The organism is Arthrobacter sp. Cr_A7 (assembly GCF_029222765.1).
In the GTDB taxonomy this organism is placed as follows: Bacteria; Actinomycetota; Actinomycetes; order Actinomycetales; family Micrococcaceae; genus Arthrobacter.
The window spans coordinates 1-19,908 of record NZ_JARHXQ010000031.1 but is presented as its reverse complement, the minus strand read 5'-3'; the positions used below and the strand labels follow the sequence as shown (position 1 = coordinate 19,908).

Below are 19,908 nucleotides of genomic sequence, written 5' to 3'. Positions count from 1 at the left end.
CTGCGGGTCGAGTTCGAAAACCGGACCGGCGCCACCTGGCCGCTCAACATCGGCCAGGTCTACACCACGTTGGACCGGCTCGAGCGGGACGGCCTCGTTGCCAAGGAGGGCGACGACGGCGAGGGCCACGTGGTGTACAGCATCACGGCTGCGGGCAAGGCGGAGGTGCAGAGCTGGTTCGCCGCGCCGGTGGAGCGCACCAACCCGCCGCGGAACGAGCTCGCCATCAAGCTGGCGCTCGCCGTCACCCTCCCGGGGGTGGACGTCCAGTCGATCATCCAGGCCCAGCGGGTGGCGTCAATCAGGTCCCTGCAGGACTACACCAAGGCCCGCAGGGACACGGCGGCCAGCCAGCGCAGCGGTGATACGGCATGGCTGCTGGTCCTTGACTCCCTCATCTTCCAAACGGAGGCAGAGGTCCGCTGGCTGGACCTCTGCGAGGCCCGGATGGTCCAGCAGGCGCAGTCAGCCGGCTCGGGTGCGGCACGCAAAACGTCCAACGGGGTCACGGAAGACGCCACCCCGCTCAACGCGGACAGCCGCCGGTGAGCGTCCGGGGGCCGCAGCAGGTCCTGGAACTCGCGAAGGTCAGCAGGACGTTCGGGGAAGGCGCGACGGCCGTGGCCGCGCTTCGGGACGTGGACCTTGCCATCGGCGCAGGCGAGTTTGTTGCGGTCATGGGACCGTCGGGCTCGGGAAAGTCCTCGCTCCTTGCCCTGGCCGGGGGACTGGACCGGCCGACGTCGGGCGCGGTCTTTGTGGAGTCAACCCCCCTGGCCGCGTTGGGTCTCAACGAGCTGGCCCGGCTGCGCCGGCGTGCGGTGGGATACGTTTTCCAGGACTTCAACCTGGTTCCCACGCTGACCGCCGCCGAAAACGTGGCGCTGCCCCTGGAACTGGACGGCACCGCTTCAAAGAAGGCCCAGAGGCAGGCGGCGGATGCCCTCCGCCAGGTGGGAATTCCGGAACTCGCGGACCGCTTCATGGACCAGATGTCCGGTGGCCAGCAGCAGCGGGTGGCCATCGCGCGGGCCGTGGTGGGGAAGCGGCGCCTGATCCTCGCCGACGAGCCAACGGGCGCACTGGATTCGACCACGGGCCAGGGAGTCATGGAGGTGCTGCGTTCGCGGGCTGATGCGGGCGCGGCCGTCATGCTGGTCACCCACGAAGCGAGGCACGCGGCCTGGGCCGACCGGGTGGTGTTCCTCCGCGACGGGAGGATCGTGGACCAGGCGACCGCCATGCATGATCCTGCACTGCTGCTCTCGCAGGCCGGCCACTGATGCCCCTGGACCTCACTCCGGCGCCGGGAGGGCGCCGGAGCAGTTTCCGGGTTGCCCTGCGGATGGCCCGGCGGGACATCCGGCGGCACCGGGGACGGTCGTTCCTGATCGTGCTGCTGATCATGCTGCCGGTGGCCGGAATGACCGGGGCTGCCACGTTGTACCAGAGCTCGCAGCGCACGCCGGAGGAGATCGTCCGGTACGAACTGGGCAACGCGCAGGCGCGGTTCAGTGCCTTGGCGTCGGTCAACGCCGAATCGATCCAGGACCCGCTGAACGACGTCGTGGTGGCGTCCAGCACAGGGAATGCGGACCCCGACTTCATCGCCACGCCGCCTGAAGAATTGCTTCCCGAAGGCTACGATGTGCTGCCGATGCGCCAACTGCAGCTCACCTCCACCGTTGGGGAAGCGTTGGTGTCGCTGAACGGCGTGCAGGTGGACGCGCTGAATCCCGCGTTCACAGGCAAGTTCACCCTCCTCGATGGCCGCGCTCCCGAATCCAGCCAGGAAGTCCTGGTATCGCGTGGGCTGCTGGAACGCTTCCACTTGCAGCTCGGGGAGGAATTTACGACGTCGGCAGGAACGTTTGTGCCGGTGGGCACCCTTCGTGACGCGGACGCCTCCGACAACAACAGCTTCCTGTACGTTCAGCCCGGGCAAGTGGCGCCTGCTGTCCTGGGCCGGGAGCGTGAGCTGCCCCAGTCGGTGTCCTACTACCTGGTGGGACCGGAGCCCGTCAGCTGGCAGCAGGTCCGGGCGGCCAACCGCCAGGGTGTCGCGGTGCTTTCCCGCAGCGTGGTGCTTGATCCACCGCCCCTGGACCAGCGGGTGGTCAGTGGTGCACAGCCCAGGTACGAGTCGACGGAAGCGCTGACCCTCTACGCTTCCTTCGGCCTGCTCGGAGCCCTTGCCCTCCTGGAGGTTGGCCTGCTTGCCGGTGCGGCCTTCGCGGTGGGCGCCAAGAGGCAAGTGCGGGAACTCGCGCTGTTGGCTGCATCGGGGGCTGAGACGCCCACTGTCCGTGCCGTCGTAACGGCGGCCGGCTTGTGGCTCGGTGCCATTGCCGTCATGGCAGGCGCAGGCATGGGACTCGGGGCGGCCGCCGTCGTCGTGCTCTGGGTCCGGGCTACAGGCTCCGCCCGGCTGGCAGGACTGCACCCGGACATACTGCTGACGTCGGTTGCAATGCTCATGGGACTGGCCGCCTGCATCCTCGCCGCGGTGGCTCCTGCCGGCCAGGTAGCCCGCCAGGCGTTGCTCGGTGCCCTCAAGTCCGGGCGCGCTCCCGCCGGAAAGGGAAAGCGGACGAGTATCACAGGGGTGGTGCTGCTGGTGACGGCCGTTGGGCTGCTGGCCGCCGGCTGGTTGCTGGGCCAGTCAGCGAAGGACCCGGACCGGCAGGCAGAACAGCTTCCACTGGTGGCCACGCTGCTGGTCGGCGGGGCAGTGCTGGCCGTGGCTGCGCTGGTGCTGCTGACGGGTTGGCTGATCGTCCGCCTGACATCCCGGACGCAATGGTTGTCCCTGCCCCTCAGGATGGCGGCCCGGGACTCGGCCCGAAACCGCGGACGGACCGTCCCGGCAGTGGCCGCGGTGCTGGCCGCGGCCACGCTGGCCAGCGCCGGCCTGGTGCTGTCGGCCACCCAGCAAACCTGGATGCGGGACAACCATTGGTGGACTGCCCTGGAAAACCAGGCGCGCCTTCCGTTGGTGATGGACGCCCCGCTCCCCGCGGACGGCAGCAGCCAGCCGCCGATGAAAGTGGACCCGGCTGAGCTCTCGTCCCGCGTCGGGAAGGCGGTCGGCGCGGTTGCCTGGACCAGGGTCATCACGGCGCCGGCACCGATTGACTGCGAATTTGGCCCCGAGGTGGACATGACGGTCCCCGTGCGGACAGAAAATTCGAACTGCATCCTCTATTCCCTGGCTGTCCCGGAGGAGCATGAATGTCCGATGACGCCGCAGCGGAGGGTTGTGGACCCTAAAGACTGGCGCTGCCGCGGCTCCATGATCCGTGAGTCCGGTTCGCCGAGGGGAATCGTGGTGGGAGATGCCGAGGACATCCGGATGATGCTGGGCACGGAAGCAGGCGCCGAAGCCCTTCGGGTGCTGGATGCCGGTGGCATGGTGGTGACTAATCCGGTCTTTGTCCAGGACGGAAAAGTTGTGCTGCGGGGACAGGACGTCCGCACCCAGCTGCAGTCGCCGTCGGACGGCTCGATGGTCCACCGGACGGTCAGCAGCACCTCCTTGCCCGCGATGGCAGTGGAACCACGTGAAGCGGTGCCTTACTACGGCTTTGTTTCGCCGGAGACGGCGGAACGGTTGGACCTGCGGGCTGAACCGGCCGAGCTGCTGGTCCAGCTGGACCGGCGGCCGTCAGCCGCCGAAGCTGACGCGGCGGCCGCGGCAGTGGCAGCTGTTTACAAGCAGCCAGGTGCCGGGTTCTGGGCGGAGCCGGGAGTCTCACAGGACAACCAGTGGATGTTCTGGTTGATCGTGGCTGCGAGCGCAGTGATGACGCTCAGCGCCGCCGGCATCACCACCGGCCTGGCACTGGCTGACGCCCGGAACGACCATGTGACCCTTGCCGGAGTGGGGGCCTCACCCCGTCTTCGGAAGGGGCTCGCTGCGGCGCAGGCACTGCTCACCTCCGGTCTTGGGGCCGCTCTCGGTACCATCGCCGGAGCGGTGCCCGCGGTGCTTATTGTGGCCTCGACGGACATGAGGACAGCCGTCGAGATCCCCTGGCTGCACCTGCTGGCGCTCGTGCTGGCCGTCCCGCTCACGGGATCGGCGCTCGCGTGGATCTGTACGCGGGCTGTGCTCCCGATGTCCCGCAGAGGGCTGGTTGGCTAGGGCAGAACCACACACCTGCGGGGTCGTTCGGCGCCCCGTGGCTGCCGTTCGCCGCACCGGCCGGCGGCGGGCGGCGCAACCCATCCCCATCTGCAACCGGCGTTGGTAAGGTGCCTTAGTAAGGGGAGACCTGCACCCACTCAAGGAGGAGACATGGCCGGAACGCGCGATGATCGGAACGGTTCATTCCGGAGGGAGGGTGCTGTGGCCACAGATCAGGCCCTTCCCCCTGCCGCCGTGGATGAGAATGCCCGGGAGGCAGAGGAGAGGAAGTGGACGCCCGGCAAAATCGCCTTGTGGGCAGCCATCGCCCTGCTCGGCGGCGTGGCGTGGTTCATGCTCGCCATCATCCGCGGGGAGACCGTCAATGCGATCTGGTTCGTGTTCGCATCGGTGTGCACCTACCTGATTGGCTACCGTTTCTATTCCAAGGTAATCGAGCGGTACATCACCCGGCCGGATGACCGCCGGGCCACCCCCGCCGAGTACAAGGCCGACGGCAAGGATTATGTCCGGACGGACCGCAACGTCCTGTTCGGCCACCACTTTGCCGCCATCGCCGGCGCCGGGCCCCTGGTTGGCCCCGTGCTTGCAGCCCAGATGGGCTACCTTCCCGGCACCATCTGGATCATCATCGGCGTCGTTCTCGCCGGCGCCGTTCAGGACTATCTGGTGATGTTCTTCTCGATGCGCCGCGGCGGACGTTCCCTGGGCCAGATGGCCCGTGAGGAACTCGGCGTCATCGGCGGCACTGCGGCCCTCATCGCCACCCTGCTCATCATGGTGATCATCGTCGCCATCCTCGCGCTCGTCGTCGTCAATGCCCTGGGTGAAAGCCCCTGGGGCGTGTTCTCCGTCAGCCTGACCATCCCCATCGCCCTGTTCATGGGCATCTACCTTCGCTACCTCCGGCCCGGCAAGGTGATGGAAGTTTCACTGATCGGTTTCGTGCTGCTGATGGCAGCCATTATCGGCGGCGGCATCGTGGCAGAAACCCCGTGGGGCGCGGACATCTTCAGCCTGGACAAGGTGACCATCGCCTGGGGCCTGATCGTTTACGGCTTCATCGCCGCGATCCTGCCCGTGTGGCTGCTCCTGGCACCCCGGGACTACCTCTCCACATTCATGAAAATCGGCGTGATCGTGATGCTCGCGCTGGCCATCATCGTTGTCCGCCCGGAAATCACCGTGCCGGCCTTCAGCGAATTCGCCAGCAGGGACAACGGGCCCGTGTTCCCCGGATCCCTCTTCCCCTTCCTCTTCGTCACCATCGCCTGTGGCGCGCTGTCCGGCTTCCACGCCCTCATCTCCTCCGGCACCACGCCAAAACTCGTGGAGAAGGAACGCCAGACGCGCTTCATCGGCTACGGCGGAATGCTGATGGAATCGTTCGTGGCCATCATGGCCCTGGTTGCCGCCATCTCGATTGACCGTGGCCTGTACTTCGCCATGAACTCGCCCACCGCACTGACAGGCGGAACAGTGGAAACGGCCGCCACGTGGGTCAACAGCCTGGGCCTGAGCGGCGTGAACCTCACTCCGGAATTCCTGTCCCAGACGGCAGCCAACGTGGGCGAGGAAAGCATCGTCTCGCGCACCGGCGGCGCTCCCACCCTCGCCGTGGGCCTCGCACACATCATGCAGCAGTTCATTGGCGGCACCGCCATGATGGCGTTCTGGTACCACTTCGCCATCATGTTCGAAGCCCTGTTCATCCTGACGGCAGTGGACGCCGGCACGCGCGTGGCGCGGTTCATGCTGCAGGACTCCATCGGCAACTTCGTCCCCAAGTTCAAGGAAGCCTCCTGGCGGCCCGGAGCCTGGCTCTGCACGGCGATCATGGTGGGTGCCTGGGGCGCGGTGCTGCTGATGGGCGTGACCGATCCGCTGGGCGGCATCAATACACTGTTCCCGCTGTTCGGCATCGCCAACCAGCTGCTGGCGGCCATCGCCCTGTCCGTGTGCCTGGCCATCGCAGCCAAGCGCGGAACCTTCAAATACCTGTGGATCGTCGCGCTGCCGCTGGCCTTCGCCGCGGTGGTCACCATCACCGCGAGCTACCAGAAGATCTTCTCCCCGACCCCCGCCGTAGGCTACTTCGCCAACAACGCCGCCTTCAGCAAGGCCCTTGCCGAGGGGAAGACCGAGTTCGGCAGCGCCAAGACCGTAGTGGCCATGGAGGCCGTGGTTCGCAATACCGCCATCCAGGGCTGGCTCTCGGTGATCTTCGTGGTCCTGAGCATCATTGTCATTGCGACGGCGTTGCTCGCCACCGTCCGGGCGTTCCGGAACAGGGCGGCCGGCGTTCCCACCAAGGACAACGAAGACCCGGCCCTCCCGTCGCGCGTCTTCGCTCCCGCCGGGCTCATTCCCACCCGTGCCGAGCGTGAGCTGCTGGCGGAATGGGAAAAGGTTCCGGCCAACCTGCGCTTCGAGCGGGCAGGACACCACTGATGAGCACCGGACTTGCAGCGCTCTCCAACGGGTTCAAGGGGTTCGCACGGTACCTGGGCGGCGTCATGGGTGCCGACGCCTACACCAAATACCTGGAACACCACCGGGAGGCCGGCCACAAGGAACCGCCACTCAGTGAGCGGGAGTTCTGGCGCGACCGGACAGACCGCCAGGACGCCAACCCGCAGGGCAGGTGCTGCTGATTGAGCCCGCAGCGGACAACCGTCAGGCGGCTTCATCGAGTGGCGTTCGGACGGATTCCACGTGAGAGTATGAACCCATGAGCGATCCGAAAGACACTCAGGCACCTGAGGACCTCCCGGTAGAAGGCACCACCATCGACGACAGCCAGCCGCCGGTGCCGGCGGCCCAGCCGGACGGCACCAAGCCCAAGGGCAGCAGCCTGCAGGACCTGGTGGACGAACCAGCCAAGGTAATGCGGATCGGCACCATGATCCGGCAGCTCCTGGAGGAGGTGAAGTCCGCCCCGCTGGATGACGCAGCCCGGGGCAGGCTGGCCGAAATCCATGAGCGCTCCATCAAGGAGCTGGAAGACGGGCTGGCGCCCGAGCTGGTGGAGGAACTGGACCGGATCAGCCTTCCCTTCTCCGACGAGGCCACACCCTCCGACGCAGAGCTCCGCATTGCGCAGGCGCAGCTGGTGGGCTGGCTGGAAGGGCTGTTCCACGGCATCCAGACAGCCATCGCTGCCCAGCACGCAGCCCGCGAGCACGCAGCCGCGCAGATGCAGTTGCGCCAGCTTCCGCCTGGCACAATGATCGCCCCGGGCGTGGTGATCGGCGAGAACGGCGAGCCCCAGCGTGCTCCCGCCGGTCCCCGGCCCGGCGCTCCGGGACGCCCTGGGCAGCAGAACGACCCGGACCACGGTCCCGGACAGTATCTGTAGGTTGCGCTTGGGCTTTTTCAGCGCTGCCAGGCAGGGGCGCAAGGACGACGCGGAACTGGGGAAGGGGCTGTGGCGCAGGGCGCACGACCGCTTCCATCGGGGACTGGACCGCTTCCACCAGGTGCTAGAAGGCGTGGAGGACGACCAGCTGTACGAGGAGCTGGTGGAGATCGCCAACGAACTGGCCGCGCTCCTGGACCGGGTGAGGGCTGTCTGCGTGGAAGCGCAGCGCCGCTCACCCAGCGAGGGGCTGGACATCCCGGCTGCCCTTTCCGGCGTTCACCGGGCGTTGTCCAAGGCGGGCAATTCGCTGGCCACCACCGCTGAAGCGGCGGCAATGCTGCGGCTCGCCGTCGGGCCCGTGCCGGTAGGGGCCGCGTCCGTGCGCCGCCGTGCGGAGGCCGTTTACCAGCAGGTGTCCGACGCCGAGAGGCACCTCCATGAGGAGGCCTCCTAGCTGCACGGCCGGATTATTCCCCGTTAAGCCGGGAAATTCCCCGTTAAGCGTGTGGCTTAGCAGGGCCCGAATGCGCCGGCGCAGGGTGGATTATTTGGCAGGATAAATCCATGACTTCTTCACCTACACTGACTTTCAATGACGGAAACACGATTCCCCAGCTCGGCTACGGCGTGTGGCAGGTTGAGGACGGAGTGGCTGAAAAGGTAGTCCGCCAGGCGTTCGAAGCCGGCTTCCGCCACATCGATACCGCAAAGATCTACGGCAACGAAGCGGGAGTGGGCCGTGCCATCGCCAGCTCCGGCCTGTCCCCGGAGCAGATCTTCATCACCACCAAACTGTGGAACTCGGACCAGGGCTACGAGTCCACCCTGGCTGCCTTCGAGGAATCGATGGACAGGCTTGGCCTGGAGACCCTGGACCTGTACCTCATCCACTGGATGCAGCCCAAGCAGGACAAGTACGTGGACACCTGGAAGGCGCTGATCGAACTCCAGAAGCGCGGCCGGGTCAAGTCCATCGGCGTTTCCAACTTCACCGTGGAAGGCCTGCAGCGTTTGATCGATGAAACAGGTGTAGCCCCGGCCATCCACCAGATCGAGCTGCACCCGTACTTCAGCCAGCGTGAGCTGCGCGAATTCGGGGCCTCGAAGGGCATCCTGACGCAGGCGTGGTCGCCGCTGGGGCAGGGCGGTGAGCTGCTCGAGGACGAAACGGTGGCGCGAATCGCCGCCAAGCACCAGGCCACCCCCGCCCAGGTGGTCATCGCCTGGCACCTCGCCATCGGCAACGTGGTGATCCCCAAGTCAGTCACCGAGTCACGGATCCGTGAAAACTTCGCGGCGCTGGAGGTCTCCCTGGATGCCGAGGACGTTGAGGCCATCAACGCCCTGGACCGCACCGGTAACGGTGAAGGCCGCATCGGCCCGGACCCGGCGGTTTCCGACTTCGCGTAGGCGACGTCCTTGCCATAGGGCACCGTTGCAATAAGCGGTATGGACCCGCACTGCCTGATTCGGGCAGTGCGGGTTCCTGCTTTAAGCCATAACCTCCTAGGGGCGGTCAGGCAGCGATCTTGATGTGCTCCACGGTGACAGCATCAATGACAGCCCAGCTGTCCTCGCCGGAGCAGTGCCTGTTGGCGAACCGCTGCGCCTCTGCCAGGGTGTCGAAAATTTCAGCCCTGGACCGGCCGCAGTCGGCATCGAAGTAGGTGACGTGAAATTCCTGTACGGGTTGGTTTTCCATAAATCCAGTGTGCAAGAGGGGTCTGACAATTCCCGGAATCAGCCCCGCGTGTTGCCCAGCCGGAGGACCCGCTCCTGCGCCAGCATGGCCGTCCGCCCGGCTTTGTCCGCTGCCCGTGCAGCCTGCTTTGCCTCGGCAGCCGTGGTGGTGAGCCGCCTGCGGGAGCGCTCCAGCTCTTCCTCCGCGGCCTTCAACCGGTCACGGAGTTCCGCTGTTTCCCGCTGCAGGGCGGCAATGTCCGTCCTGGTTTGTTCCGCCTGCTCCTGCAGTTCCCGGGCCAGTTCGTTCGTCCTGGCCTCCTCCTCCCGGGCTTCGGCCAGGGCCGCCTGGGCCTTTTCCAGCGCCGGCGGGGACGCCGGCCTGGGCGTCTGCCGGACTGCCTCAAGCCGCGGTTTGGTTGCCTTGGGCTGGGAGGGGCGCTCCGCCGTCGTGCGTTGCTTCTTGTCGGCTGTCGGTGCCGGTTTCCGGGCCGGGGTCGCGGCCGGGGGAGCGTCCGGCGGGGCAGCAGGAAGCGCCCCGGGAACCGCCACCGCCCCTTCGAGGTCGGCGGCGCCCACGCCATCCGCCGACAGAGTCTTCACAAGGCGCCCGCTTCGGACGGCAGCCGCGGCCCCTGCGTCGGCCGTCAGGGCCCGAAGGGTTTCTTCGACATCCCCGGCAATGGTTTCGCTGATGGCGCGTCCCTGCTGCTGGACCACCGATTTGGCGGTGTCGACGGCGGCGGCCAGCATGGTGCGGCGCTCCCGGCCCAGTTCGCGGAGCGACGGTGCGTCGAGTGCGGCCTGCGCGGCGCGCATCCGGGAGCCGAGGTCAGCCAGTCCGTCGAGGACCTCGGGCTGGTGCAGGGCGAGCATGTTCACGGCCCAGGCCGCAACCGACGGCTTGGGAAGCCCTTTGACGGCGGCGCCCAGCTCTTTGTCCTTCCCGGCGGCTTCCTTTGCTGCAGCTGTCCGGGCCGCCACAAAGTCCTCCAAAGGCGCGGCGTACAGCCCGTTCGCGATGTCTGCCAGGGCCTGCTCTTCCATGTTCGCCATCTTAGGCGGCACCTTCATCAGTTGCCGTTTCGCCAGGCCCTGCCGGACCCGCCAGGCCCTGCCGGACCCCCCAGGCAGTCGTCTTGCCTGGGCGTCGCGCCCCCGGCTGCGGCGAAGACCCATCCGGAAGGTAGCGGACGGGCCTTCGCCTGGTCACAGCCAATCAGCTGGTGGTGCAGGAGCCGGTGCTGTGGTTGTAGCCGCCGGAGACGTTCGCCTCCACGAAGTTGGTATCCAGGACGCAGGTCAACCCATCCGAGTAGGACAGAACGTCTGAACCATCAACCCGCGTCACCTGGGGGTCGAGGTAGTAGATGCCATCCGGCACCTCCACCGACGACGTGTAAACGACAAGGTACCTGCGCGTCCCCTCAGACGTGTGCGACCCGCCCGGGTACGTGGTGGCATCTGAATACTCGCGGTAGCCCTGGAATATCGTGATCCCCGACGGTGTATGGACTTCGATACGGCGTTCGGTCATGGCGCTGCATGTTGTTACCTCAGGTGCCAGCTCGGTGCACGTATCACGGATTGTGAATGTGGTGCCCTCGGTGCTGGCCGCCGTGGCCGGCGCGGCCACGGCGCCCATCAATGCAGCTGCTGCTGCCCCGCAGGCCGAGAGCCGGAGCATGGTTTTTGCAGGCATGAGAATCCCCCAGTTTTTTCAGTGCGGCACCAGCGGCCGCCCGCGTAGCCTAGCAGCCGCTAGAACCGGGTGGTGCCGCGCAGCCGGCGGGGGCGCCCGTCCGGGTCCACGAAGAAGCGGTTTGCAGGCTCCGCCCAGAGACGCTGAAGTCGCGGCACGGGTTTGGTGGTGTGGTGCCGCACATGCCCGCTGGGACGGGGCTGGCGGCGGCCGGCTTCGTGCCAACCGTCAAGGGCGTCCGCGGCGGCGTTCCACAGTTTGAGCCCATCCTCCGGGGCGTGGAGCTGCGGGTCGTTCTGGTCCAGGCCAAGGTGTTCAGCCCAGAGCTGGCGCCGGAGCGCGTAGGCCAGCGGCCGGGAAGCGCCGGGGTCCGCGCCTGTGGCGGGCGCATCCCGGCCAGGGGCGGAGGTGTCGATGACGGCGCAGGTGAGCTCACTGTCGGTGGTCCAGGACCGGCGGTTGAAGTTGTCCGATCCGCAGGTGAACCAGGTGTCGTCGATGATGCAGATTTTGGCATGGATATAGATCGGGGTCCCGGCTCTGTTTTCCAGATTGAACACGCCGAATCGGTCCGGCGCAGCCCTGCTTATCGTTTCGATGGCACGCAGTTGCCCCAGCCGCTTGGGCGGCCCTCCGAGCGGACCGTCGGAGTCCGGGTAGCGGGGCACGACGGCGATCACCTTCAACCCGGGGTTCCGTTCCAGGGCCGAGGCGATGCCGGCTGCTACCTCTGCCGACCACAGGTACTGGTCCTCGATGTAGATCAGGGAGCGGGCCAGGGAGAAAGCCTTTGTGTAGGCCAGGGCAACGCTTCGCTCGCCACCAGGTGCGAACGGGAAAGGCGGATGCTTCACGCCGTAGGTGCGCAACAACTGCACGGCGTGGGGGCCGGCCGGTGGTGGCGGCGGGGCAGTCTCCGGCAGGGGTTCTGGGTGCCGGGGCATATCGGCCAGGCGTTGCAGCAGCATCCTGTATGGTGTGCGCCGGTCCAGGGGATGGGGGTCATCCCACCGTTCCGCGAACAGCTGCAGCACATCTGCCACCACCGGGCCGTGCAGTTCGAGGGCGGCATCGTGCCACGGAGGCTGTTTCCCGTACCGGGCATCCATGTCTACCGCCTGTGGGTCGCCGCCGTGGTCGGCGTCGTCCCGGCGGCTGTGGGAAAGGTCGATCCCGCCCACGAACGCGACGTCCCGCGAAGGGTCATTACGGTTGCGGATGACGAAGAGTTTCTGGTGGTGGCAGCCGAAGAGGCGCACCCGCTGATCCAGCAGCACCTCGCCGCCGGCGTCATTGATCTGGCGGCTGAGGTGCTCGTTGGACAGGTTGCTCATGGGGGCAGACACGCGCTCCCCGTGGGACCTCCAGACCAGGCCCCGCACTTCCACACCCGCCCGTGCCAATCCCGCCAGCAACTCACCGATCGCCGGCCCGTCCGGCGTCAGCCGCTCGTCGCCATCGCCGCGCCAGTCGGTGAACCACACACGGTCTCCCGCTTGAAGGGCCGACAACTCCTCGTGCAGCCGGGCGAAGTAGGTGGCGCCGTGAATCAGGGGCCGAACGAGGTTTCCCTCGGACCAGGCCGGTGAGCCGGACCCGCCGGCGTGCACGTTAGTGGCTGCATGTTCCCGCTCAGCGCCACTCAAGAACCAGGTACCAGCAGTACTGTCCACTCGTCGTTCCCTTCGGGACCCGAGGCCGGCCTTTCAGTGCCAGCCTACCCAGTAGCCTACGACTGCTGAGGGCGAAGGGTGAGGACGGTACCGGTCGGGATTCTGATCGCTTTGGGAATCGGCGGCACGCCTGACGCCCTGCACTCGGCCAATGACGCCGCTTAACCAGCGAAAAACCCCCCAAAGCCCTAAAACTAGGGGCAATAGGGGGTTTATCCCGAGCTTCCTATCAGAATCGAACTGATGACCTTTTCATTACGAGTGAAACGCTCTACCGACTGAGCTAAGGAAGCACCGCATGAAATCCCCGGGAAAACCGGGCGCTTCATGCAAGAGTCAACTGTAATAGAGTCCCCGCGCCCGGGTCAAAATGGGACGCGCTCCGGCAGCTGAGGCGTTCAGCACACCGTGTTGTCGGCCGGCACTTCGCCGCTTACCAGGTACCTGTCCACCGGATCCTCGATGCAGCTGTTGGACCGTCCGTAGGCGGTATGGCCTTCGCCTTCCCACGTCATCAGCGTGGCATTTCCGAGCTGCTTCCGCAGCGACGCGGCCCATTCGACGGGGGTGGCGGGATCGCCGGTGGTGCCAATGACCACGATCGGGGAATCGCCGGTGTACTTCACCGGTGCAGGGGTCCGGACGTTCTTGTAGGGCCAGTCGGAGCAGCTCGTGCCGCCGTACGCGAAAAAGTACCCCAGCGTGGGCGATTCCTGCATCAGGCGCTGCTGCTCCGCCCGCATCGCGGCGGGGTCGGACTCCATGGGGTAGTCCAGGCAGTTGATTGCGTTGAAGGCGAAGGTCGAATTGGACGAGTAGGTGCCGTTGGACGACCGGTCGGCACCGAGGTCGGCCAGGCGCAGCATCAGGCTGACGTCCCCGGTCATTGCCGCTTCCAGGGCCTGGGTCAGGGCCGGCCAGCTTTGGTCGTTGTAGAGCGGGGTGATGAGTCCGCTGACGAACATCGTGGCGTTGACGGTCCTGCCGTCCTTGGCGGTGCGCGGCGTCTGCTGCACGGCGGCGATGAGGTCGCGGATCTGCTGCACGCCGGAGTCGACGTCCCCGCTCAACGGGCACCCGTCCTGCTGCTGGCAGCTGGCAACATATGCGCGGATGGCCTTCTCAAAGGCCCGGGCCTGGCCGCTGGTCAGCTCCTCGTTGCTGATGGAAGGATCCAGGGCACCATCGAGCACCATGCGTCCCACGTTGTCCGGGAAAAGGGATGCATACGTGGAACCCAGGAACGTTCCGTAGGAGTAGCCCAGGTAGTTCAGCTTCTTGTCGTTGACCACTGCCCGGAGGATGTCCAGGTCCTTCGCGGCACTCTGGGTATCGATATGCGCCAGCACCTCGCCGGTCTGCGCGACGCACTGGTCCGCGATCGCCTTGTTGTCCGCGCGGGCAACCGCCAGGCCGGCATCCGTTTCAAGATCGTAGATCTTTGCCCGTGCCGCATCCCGCTCGGCATCGGTCAGGCAGGTCACCGGAGAAGAGCGCTTAACACCGCGGGGGTCGAAGCCCACCAGGTCGTAGGCGTCGCGGACCGTCTGCGAGAAGTGGGTGCCGGCCGCGTCCTTGACGAAGTCGTAACCGGAGGCGCCGGGGCCGCCGGGATTCACCAGCAGGCTCCCGGTTTTCCGGCCGGTGCTGGGAGCCCTCAGGGCGGCAATCTGGATCGACGCGCCCTTGGGATCCTCGTAATCCATGGGCACGGTCACCTTGGCGCACTGGAACTCATTCTCGCAGGGCTCCCACACCACTTCCTGCGAGTAAAACTGCTCCAGCCCGGACGGGGCAGAGGCCACGATGGAAGGATCAGCCTTGGCGGTGGCCGTCTCCTGGTTGCGGTCACCGCCGTTGAGGAGGCTGCACGAGGCCAGCACCATGGCAAGAACCAGGGCGCCGGCGGCACGGAGTCCGACCACCAGGGATCGGTGGCGTGCGGGCAGGGGGCGGGCAGTCATCGGGTCTCCTTGGAAGGGGGCTAGATCAGGCTGGCTGCCATGGACTCAATGGTCAACAGCGGGGCAACGTTGGTGGTGGTGATGCGTTCGCGGGCTTTGTTGATGGCGTCCATCCGGGCAAGAGTGGCTTCTGGAGTGGAACGGCCGGCAAACTCCTCCAATTCACTCCTCAGCTCAACGTTTACCAGCTCCACAGCATTCCCAAGCTGGATAATCAGCACATCCCGGTAAAAGGACAGCAGGTCCGTCAGTGTGCGGTCCAGGGAATCCGTGATGGAACGCTTCGCCCGGCGCTTCTGGTCGTCCTCCAGCTGCTTCAGCTGGCTTCGCATGGCCGGCGGGAGGGTGCCGGACTCGGGTGCGCCGAGCGTGGCCAGCAGCGCGGCTTTTTCGGCGGCGTCGCGCTCTTCATTGGAGCTGTTCGCCTCGGCGGTGGCGATCTTCACCAGCTTGTCCGCCATCATGACTGCAGCGGTGACGCCCCGGAGCCCGAGCGGAAACCTCACAGTCTCCAGCCGGCGTTCCCTCGCTGCCGCATCCCTGGCCAGCCGGCGTGCGATTCCCACGTGGCTTTGCGCGGCGCGGGCGGCCCGTTCCGCGAGCTCAGGGTCCACGCCGTCGCGCTTGACCAGAAGCGCGGCAACATCAGCGGCCGGCGGCAGCCGCAACGCTACGCTGCGGCAGCGTGAGCGGATGGTAACCAGCACATCCGCGGGGGAGGGCGCGCACAGCATCCATACCGTCCGCGGGGTGGGCTCCTCGATTGCCTTGAGCAGAACGTTGGTGGTGCGCTCCGCCATCCGGTCCGCGTCTTCCACCACAATGATGCGCCAGCGTCCTGCGGAGGGCCGGTTCCCCGCGGTGGCCACCAGCTCACGTGCCTCGTCGATGGTGATGGTGACCTTTTCGGTCCGGACAAAGGTCACGTCCGAATGGGTTTCGCCCAGGATCGTCAGGCAGGCCGGGCATTCGCCGCAGCCCCGCAGGCGCACATCCTCCTGGTCACAGTTCAAAGCCGCAGCAAAGGCCTTGGCCGCATTCGAGCGCCCGGAACCCGGCGGGCCGGTGAACAGCCAGGCGTGCGTCAGGGCTTCGCCGCTGGACGCCTGGCGCAGCTGCTCGACGACGGCGGACTGGCCCTGGAGGTCATCCCACACGGTCATGGGGTGCCGCCGCCGTGGTCACCCGCGGACGGGCTGGCGCCAACCGGGGCCACCTCGGGGCTGGCCAGCAGGGCATCCACGCGCGTGAGGATCGCCGCGGCCAGCTCGCTGACGGGCAGATGCGCGGGCAGCACCAGGTAGGAAGCGGGGCGGCTGCCGGCCAGCTCGAGGAAGGCTTCCCTGATCCGGCCGTGGAAGTCGTCCGCCTCGGATTCCAGCCGGTCCTCGGCGGCGTCACCGGCGGTCCGGCGCTGCCGTCCCATCGCCGGGTCAACATCCAGCAGGACGGTGAGGTGGGGCTGCAGGCCGGAGGTGGCCCACTCGTTCAGGGCCCTGACGGCGTCCTTTCCCAGATCGCGTCCGGCGCCCTGGTAGGCCACAGAGGAATCAATATAGCGGTCCGTCAGCACAATCTCGCCGCGCTCCAGCGCCGGCCGGATCACCTGGGTGGCATGGGCAGCCCGGGACGCCGCAAAAATCAGCGCCTCAGTGTGGGCGTCAATTTCGCCGTGGCCATGGTCAAGAACCAGGGAACGCAGCTTCTCGCCGATGGGCGTCCCGCCCGGCTCGCGGGTACGCAGCACTGTCAGTCCCCGGGATTCAAGGGCGTCTGCAAGCCGGGCAGCCTGCGTCGACTTGCCGGCACCATCGCCGCCTTCAAACGCGATGAAAAGTCCGGCCCCTTGTTTGTTCACCCCACAAGCCTACCGACCCCCCTGGACTTTCTCCGATCGGGCGGGGCGCCTGTGGACAGCCCGGGTGGCCCCGGTAACGCCTTTCCGGGGCATGTCCGCCGGACAAGTACGCTTTCACCATGAGTCTTTCCGAACAACAGGCGGCTGCCCTGTCTTCAGAGACAGTTGTGGTTGCGGCGGGACGTCCGCCGCGGGAAAGGGACCAGCCGGTCAACCCGCCCCTTGTCCTCTCCTCCACCTACTTCGGTACCGGCCCCCTGGGCCCGGGGGACCGCGGCTACGGGCGGTACTCCAACCCCACCTGGAACCCCTTCGAAGAGGCGCTTGGCCAGCTGGAGGGCGCGGAACTGCCGGGCCTCCTCTACGCCTCGGGCCTTGCAGCTGTCAGTTCGGCCCTGTCGCTGATCCCCGCCGGGGGAGTGCTGGTCATGCCGACGCACAGCTACTCGGGAACCCTGGTGATGGCTGCTGAACTGGCGCAAAAGGGATTCATCGAACTCCGGACGGTTGACATCGCGGACACCGACGCGGTCAAGGAAGCCCTTGCACCCGCCGGACCCGGGGCCCGGCCTGCCGCCATGCTGTGGCTGGAAAGCCCCACCAACCCCATGCTGGGCATCGCCGATGTCAAGGCACTGACGGCCGCGGCCCATGCCGCCGGAGCCATCGTGGTCACGGATAACACATTTTCCACCCCGTTGGTGCAGCAGCCGCTGGCGCTGGGGTCCGACGTCGTCCTCCACTCGGTGACCAAATACCTGGCCGGCCACTCCGACGTGGTCCTCGGGGCCCTGGTGACCTCCAACCCCGACATGCGCTCCGCGCTGCTCCACAACCGGACCATCCATGGCGCCATTGCCGGTCCCTTCGAAGCATGGCTGGCACTGCGGGGCCTGCGGACGCTCGCACTCCGGGTGGAACGGTCGCAGCAGTCCGCAATGATCCTGGCGGAACGGCTCAGCACGCATCCGCGCATCGACTTCATCCGGTTCCCGGGGCTTCCCGCCGATCCGGGACACGAACGGGCCAAAGCACAGATGACCGGATTCGGGTCCATTATCTGCGTCCACATTGCACCGGTCGCGGGCCTGGACGGTGCCGACGCCGCGGACAAGCTTGTGCGTGCCCTGGAGCTGTGGCTCCCGGCAACTTCCCTCGGCGGAGTCGAGTCCCTCATCGAACGCAGGCGCCGGCATGCCGCGGAACCCGTCAGCGTGCCGGAGAACCTGGTCCGCATGAGCGTGGGCATCGAAAATGTCGAAGACCTCTGGGCGGACCTGAAGCAGGCGCTGGACACGCTGGGAGGCTAGGCTTGGCTTGTGGACGGTGAACTGATTATTCGGCCTGTTGAGCAGGCAGTGTTCTTTATCCTTGCCCTGGTGGCACTGGGCCTTGAGCTGTGGGCCGTGGCCGACTGCGCCCGGCACCGGGCCAATGCCTTCGAGGCAACCGGCAAGAGGACCAAGACATTCTGGCTCGCCTTGACCGGCGGAGCCGCCCTGGTCGGTGTCATCTCAATGTTCGGCAGCGGCGGCGGTTTCTTCGGCACGCTGGGCCTCTTCGGCCTGGCCGCGGTAGTCGCCGCGTCCGTGTACCTCGCCGACGTACGGCCCGCCGTGAAGGACGCCGGCCGCGGCGGCACCCGCAACATGGGCCCCTACGGCCCCTGGTAATCCCCACCGGCTCCCTCGGCTCGCAAGCTCGCCCAGGGAACCCTGCCGGCGTGGGCCCCCCACCCTGCCGGCGTGGGCCCCCACCGGCTCACTTAGGCCAGCGGCGCCACTGCTTCCCAGCCCACCGTCAGCTCCCCGAGCCGCCACCGCGCCGGTCCGTCCTGGACCGGCCAGCCGGCGTCGCGCAACGCCCGGCACATGGCCTGCCAGCGCTGCCTGTTACCAAACGACGCCAGGGGTGCTGATTCCAGCCACGCCCGGTCCATCGCCTGCATCAGGGCGTGGACCGGCTCGCCGGGAACGTTGCGGTGGATCAGCGCCTTCGGCAGCCGTTCGGCCACCTCGGACGGCAGCTCGAAGCTCCCGAACCGGACGGACACGCTGAGCGACAGGGGCCGGCTGCGGTCGAGCGCCACCCACGTCACCCGCCGCCCGATTTCATCGCAGGTGCCATCGATAAACAGCCCGTCAGCGGACAGGCGGTCCTGCACCAGCCGCCAGATCCCCGCCACGTCCGCCTCCTCATACTGCCGCAGCACGTTGAACGCGCGCACCAGGACGGGACGGCCCGGCACGGGAAGTTCAAAGCCGCCCACGAGGAAGCTCAGTCCGGGGCGCTGGAGGGGCAGGGCAGCACGTACACGTTCCGGTTCAATCTCGATGCCGCAGACCCGGACATCGGAGCGGACGGCGGACAGCCGCTCATAAAGTTCGACGGCGGTGGCCGGGGTGGCGCCGTACCCCAGGTCAACTACCAGCGGGTCGGCAGCGGAGCGGAGGCGCCAGGCCTGCGGCCCGGTGAGCCAGCGGTCAAGGCGGCGCATGCGGTTGGGATTGGTGGTGCCGCGGGTCACGTTGCCCACCGGCCTGCCCTGCCTGCCGGCCGCGTTCCGGCCGGTGATCTGCGGGGCGGTTACCCGTTCAGCCTTTTGCACCACCGCCCCACCTTATCCTGCAGGGCGGGGTCACTCCCGGCCCTGTAATCCGCCTGGAAGGGGCATTAGGTGACTCCGCGTTGCTTTTCCGCGGAGCCACCGGGCCTCGCTTTGTAACGCTGGGCGGGCGGCAACGGCGCTCGGCTAGGATGAAAATCATGACTTACAAGCTGATTCTGCTGCGCCACGGCCACAGCGAATGGAACGCCAAGAACCTGTTCACCGGCTGGGTGGACGTTGACCTGAACGACCAGGGCCGCGAGGAAGCAGCACGCGGCGGCGAGCTCCTGGTGGAGAACAACATCCTTCCGGACGTGCTCTACACCTCCCTCCTGAAGCGGGCCATCAACACGGCCAACATCTCCCTGGACAAGGCCGACCGCGGCTGGATCCCGGTCAAGCGCGACTGGCGCCTGAACGAACGCCACTACGGCGCCCTTCAGGGCAAGGACAAGGCACAGACGCTCGCGGAATACGGCGAGGAGCAGTTCATGGAATGGCGCCGTTCCTACGACACCCCGCCGCCGCCCCTGGACGACAACTCCGAGTTTTCCCAGGCCCACGATCCTCGTTACGCCGGGCTCGGGGATGCTCTTCCCCGGACCGAGTGCCTGAAGGACGTGCTGGTCCGCCTGCTGCCGTACTGGGAATCGGACATCAAGGAAGACCTCAAGGCCGGCAAGACCGTCCTGGTCACCGCCCACGGCAACTCACTGCGCGCGCTGGTCAAGCACCTCGATGGCATCAGCGACGAAGCCATCGCCGGCCTGAACATCCCCACCGGCATCCCACTGGTGTACGACCTGGACGAAAACTTCGAGCCCATCAAGCGGGGCGGCACCTACCTTGACCCCGAAGCTGCCGAACAGGCCATCCTGGCCGTCGCGAACCAGGGCAAGAAGTAAGACTTCGCGT

Annotated in this window: 19 protein-coding genes and 1 tRNA gene; 11 read left to right on the top strand and 9 right to left on the bottom strand. The window is 67.0% G+C overall.

Translation table 11 applies throughout. The annotated features are described in order from the left end of the window. The 8 genes from P2Q66_RS01755 to P2Q66_RS01720 all read left to right on the top strand — a co-directional run. Positions 1-549 (top strand): PadR family transcriptional regulator (locus P2Q66_RS01755; RefSeq protein WP_275725078.1); only part of this gene is annotated, 549 nt, incomplete at its 5' end. Next, positions 546-1,283, top strand: a complete 738-nt coding sequence (locus P2Q66_RS01750; RefSeq protein ID WP_275725077.1) for an ABC transporter ATP-binding protein — start codon at positions 546-548, stop codon at positions 1,281-1,283. The genes P2Q66_RS01755 and P2Q66_RS01750, both read left to right, overlap by 4 nt. Continuing rightward, positions 1,283-4,144, top strand: coding sequence for a hypothetical protein (locus tag P2Q66_RS01745; protein WP_275725075.1), 2,862 nt, complete (start codon positions 1,283-1,285; stop codon positions 4,142-4,144). The genes P2Q66_RS01750 and P2Q66_RS01745 overlap by 1 nt, the downstream gene beginning before the upstream one ends. Before the next feature lie 153 nt (positions 4,145-4,297). Continuing rightward, a complete protein-coding gene (locus P2Q66_RS01740) occupies positions 4,298-6,598 on the top strand; it encodes a carbon starvation CstA family protein (RefSeq protein ID WP_275725073.1) in 2,301 nt (766 codons plus the stop codon). Further along, positions 6,598-6,801 (top strand): YbdD/YjiX family protein, encoded by a 204-nt coding sequence (locus P2Q66_RS01735; RefSeq protein ID WP_275725072.1) that lies wholly within the window; start codon positions 6,598-6,600, stop codon positions 6,799-6,801. The genes P2Q66_RS01740 and P2Q66_RS01735 overlap by 1 nt, the downstream gene beginning before the upstream one ends. A gap of 77 nt (positions 6,802-6,878) precedes the next feature. Further along, positions 6,879-7,505 carry a bacterial proteasome activator family protein gene (locus P2Q66_RS01730; protein ID WP_079598293.1) on the top strand — a complete coding sequence of 209 codons (627 nt, stop codon included), beginning with the start codon at positions 6,879-6,881 and terminating at the stop codon, positions 7,503-7,505. Positions 7,506-7,512: 7 nt separating this feature from the next. Next, complete coding sequence (locus tag P2Q66_RS01725) at positions 7,513-7,962, top strand: hypothetical protein (protein ID WP_079598339.1); 450 nt, start codon at positions 7,513-7,515, stop codon at positions 7,960-7,962. Between the two features lie 110 nt (positions 7,963-8,072). Next, complete coding sequence (locus tag P2Q66_RS01720; RefSeq protein WP_275725071.1) at positions 8,073-8,918, top strand: aldo/keto reductase; 846 nt, start codon at positions 8,073-8,075, stop codon at positions 8,916-8,918. Positions 8,919-9,024: 106 nt separating this feature from the next. Here P2Q66_RS01720 and P2Q66_RS01715 read toward each other — a convergent pair whose 3' ends face one another. The 8 genes from P2Q66_RS01715 to tmk all read right to left on the bottom strand — a co-directional run bounded on the left by P2Q66_RS01715 (position 9,025) and on the right by tmk (position 16,385). Then, the gene (locus P2Q66_RS01715; protein ID WP_275725069.1) at positions 9,025-9,210 is read right to left on the bottom strand and encodes a hypothetical protein; all 186 of its coding nucleotides are present in this window, start codon (positions 9,208-9,210) and stop codon (positions 9,025-9,027) included. Positions 9,211-9,248: 38 nt separating this feature from the next. After that, positions 9,249-10,244 (bottom strand): hypothetical protein, encoded by a 996-nt coding sequence (locus tag P2Q66_RS01710; protein WP_258868599.1) that lies wholly within the window; start codon positions 10,242-10,244, stop codon positions 9,249-9,251. 163 nt (positions 10,245-10,407) lie between these two features. Next, positions 10,408-10,890: a hypothetical protein gene (locus tag P2Q66_RS01705; protein ID WP_079598290.1), complete on the bottom strand. Its 483-nt coding sequence runs from the start codon at positions 10,888-10,890 to the stop codon at positions 10,408-10,410. 59 nt (positions 10,891-10,949) lie between these two features. Then, positions 10,950-12,563 carry a phospholipase D-like domain-containing protein gene (locus P2Q66_RS01700; RefSeq protein WP_275725066.1) on the bottom strand — a complete coding sequence of 538 codons (1,614 nt, stop codon included), beginning with the start codon at positions 12,561-12,563 and terminating at the stop codon, positions 10,950-10,952. 220 nt (positions 12,564-12,783) lie between these two features. Next, positions 12,784-12,856, bottom strand: a tRNA-Thr gene (locus tag P2Q66_RS01695). A gap of 105 nt (positions 12,857-12,961) precedes the next feature. Beyond that, positions 12,962-14,527, bottom strand: a complete 1,566-nt coding sequence (locus tag P2Q66_RS01690) for an alpha/beta hydrolase (RefSeq protein WP_275725065.1) — start codon at positions 14,525-14,527, stop codon at positions 12,962-12,964. A 20-nt stretch (positions 14,528-14,547) separates the two neighbouring features. Further along, entirely contained in the window at positions 14,548-15,690 is a 1,143-nt protein-coding gene (locus P2Q66_RS01685; RefSeq protein WP_275725063.1) for a DNA polymerase III subunit delta', read from the bottom strand. After that, the gene (gene tmk / locus P2Q66_RS01680) at positions 15,687-16,385 is read right to left on the bottom strand and encodes a dTMP kinase (RefSeq protein WP_275725062.1); all 699 of its coding nucleotides are present in this window, start codon (positions 16,383-16,385) and stop codon (positions 15,687-15,689) included. The genes P2Q66_RS01685 and tmk overlap by 4 nt, the downstream gene beginning before the upstream one ends. Before the next feature lie 119 nt (positions 16,386-16,504). Here tmk and P2Q66_RS01675 point away from each other — a divergent pair, with 119 nt between their 5' ends. Beyond that, positions 16,505-17,695, top strand: a complete 1,191-nt coding sequence (locus tag P2Q66_RS01675; RefSeq protein ID WP_275725060.1) for a PLP-dependent transferase — start codon at positions 16,505-16,507, stop codon at positions 17,693-17,695. A gap of 9 nt (positions 17,696-17,704) precedes the next feature. Beyond that, a complete protein-coding gene (locus P2Q66_RS01670) occupies positions 17,705-18,058 on the top strand; it encodes a DUF2516 family protein (RefSeq protein WP_079598284.1) in 354 nt (117 codons plus the stop codon). 92 nt (positions 18,059-18,150) lie between these two features. Here the strand turns inward: P2Q66_RS01670 and P2Q66_RS01665 are convergent, their stop codons facing one another. After that, entirely contained in the window at positions 18,151-18,996 is an 846-nt protein-coding gene (locus P2Q66_RS01665; RefSeq protein ID WP_275725058.1) for a class I SAM-dependent methyltransferase, read from the bottom strand. A gap of 155 nt (positions 18,997-19,151) precedes the next feature. Here P2Q66_RS01665 and P2Q66_RS01660 point away from each other — a divergent pair, with 155 nt between their 5' ends. Beyond that, positions 19,152-19,898, top strand: a complete 747-nt coding sequence (locus P2Q66_RS01660) for a phosphoglyceromutase (RefSeq protein WP_115525939.1) — start codon at positions 19,152-19,154, stop codon at positions 19,896-19,898. Positions 19,899-19,908: the final 10 nt, after the last annotated feature.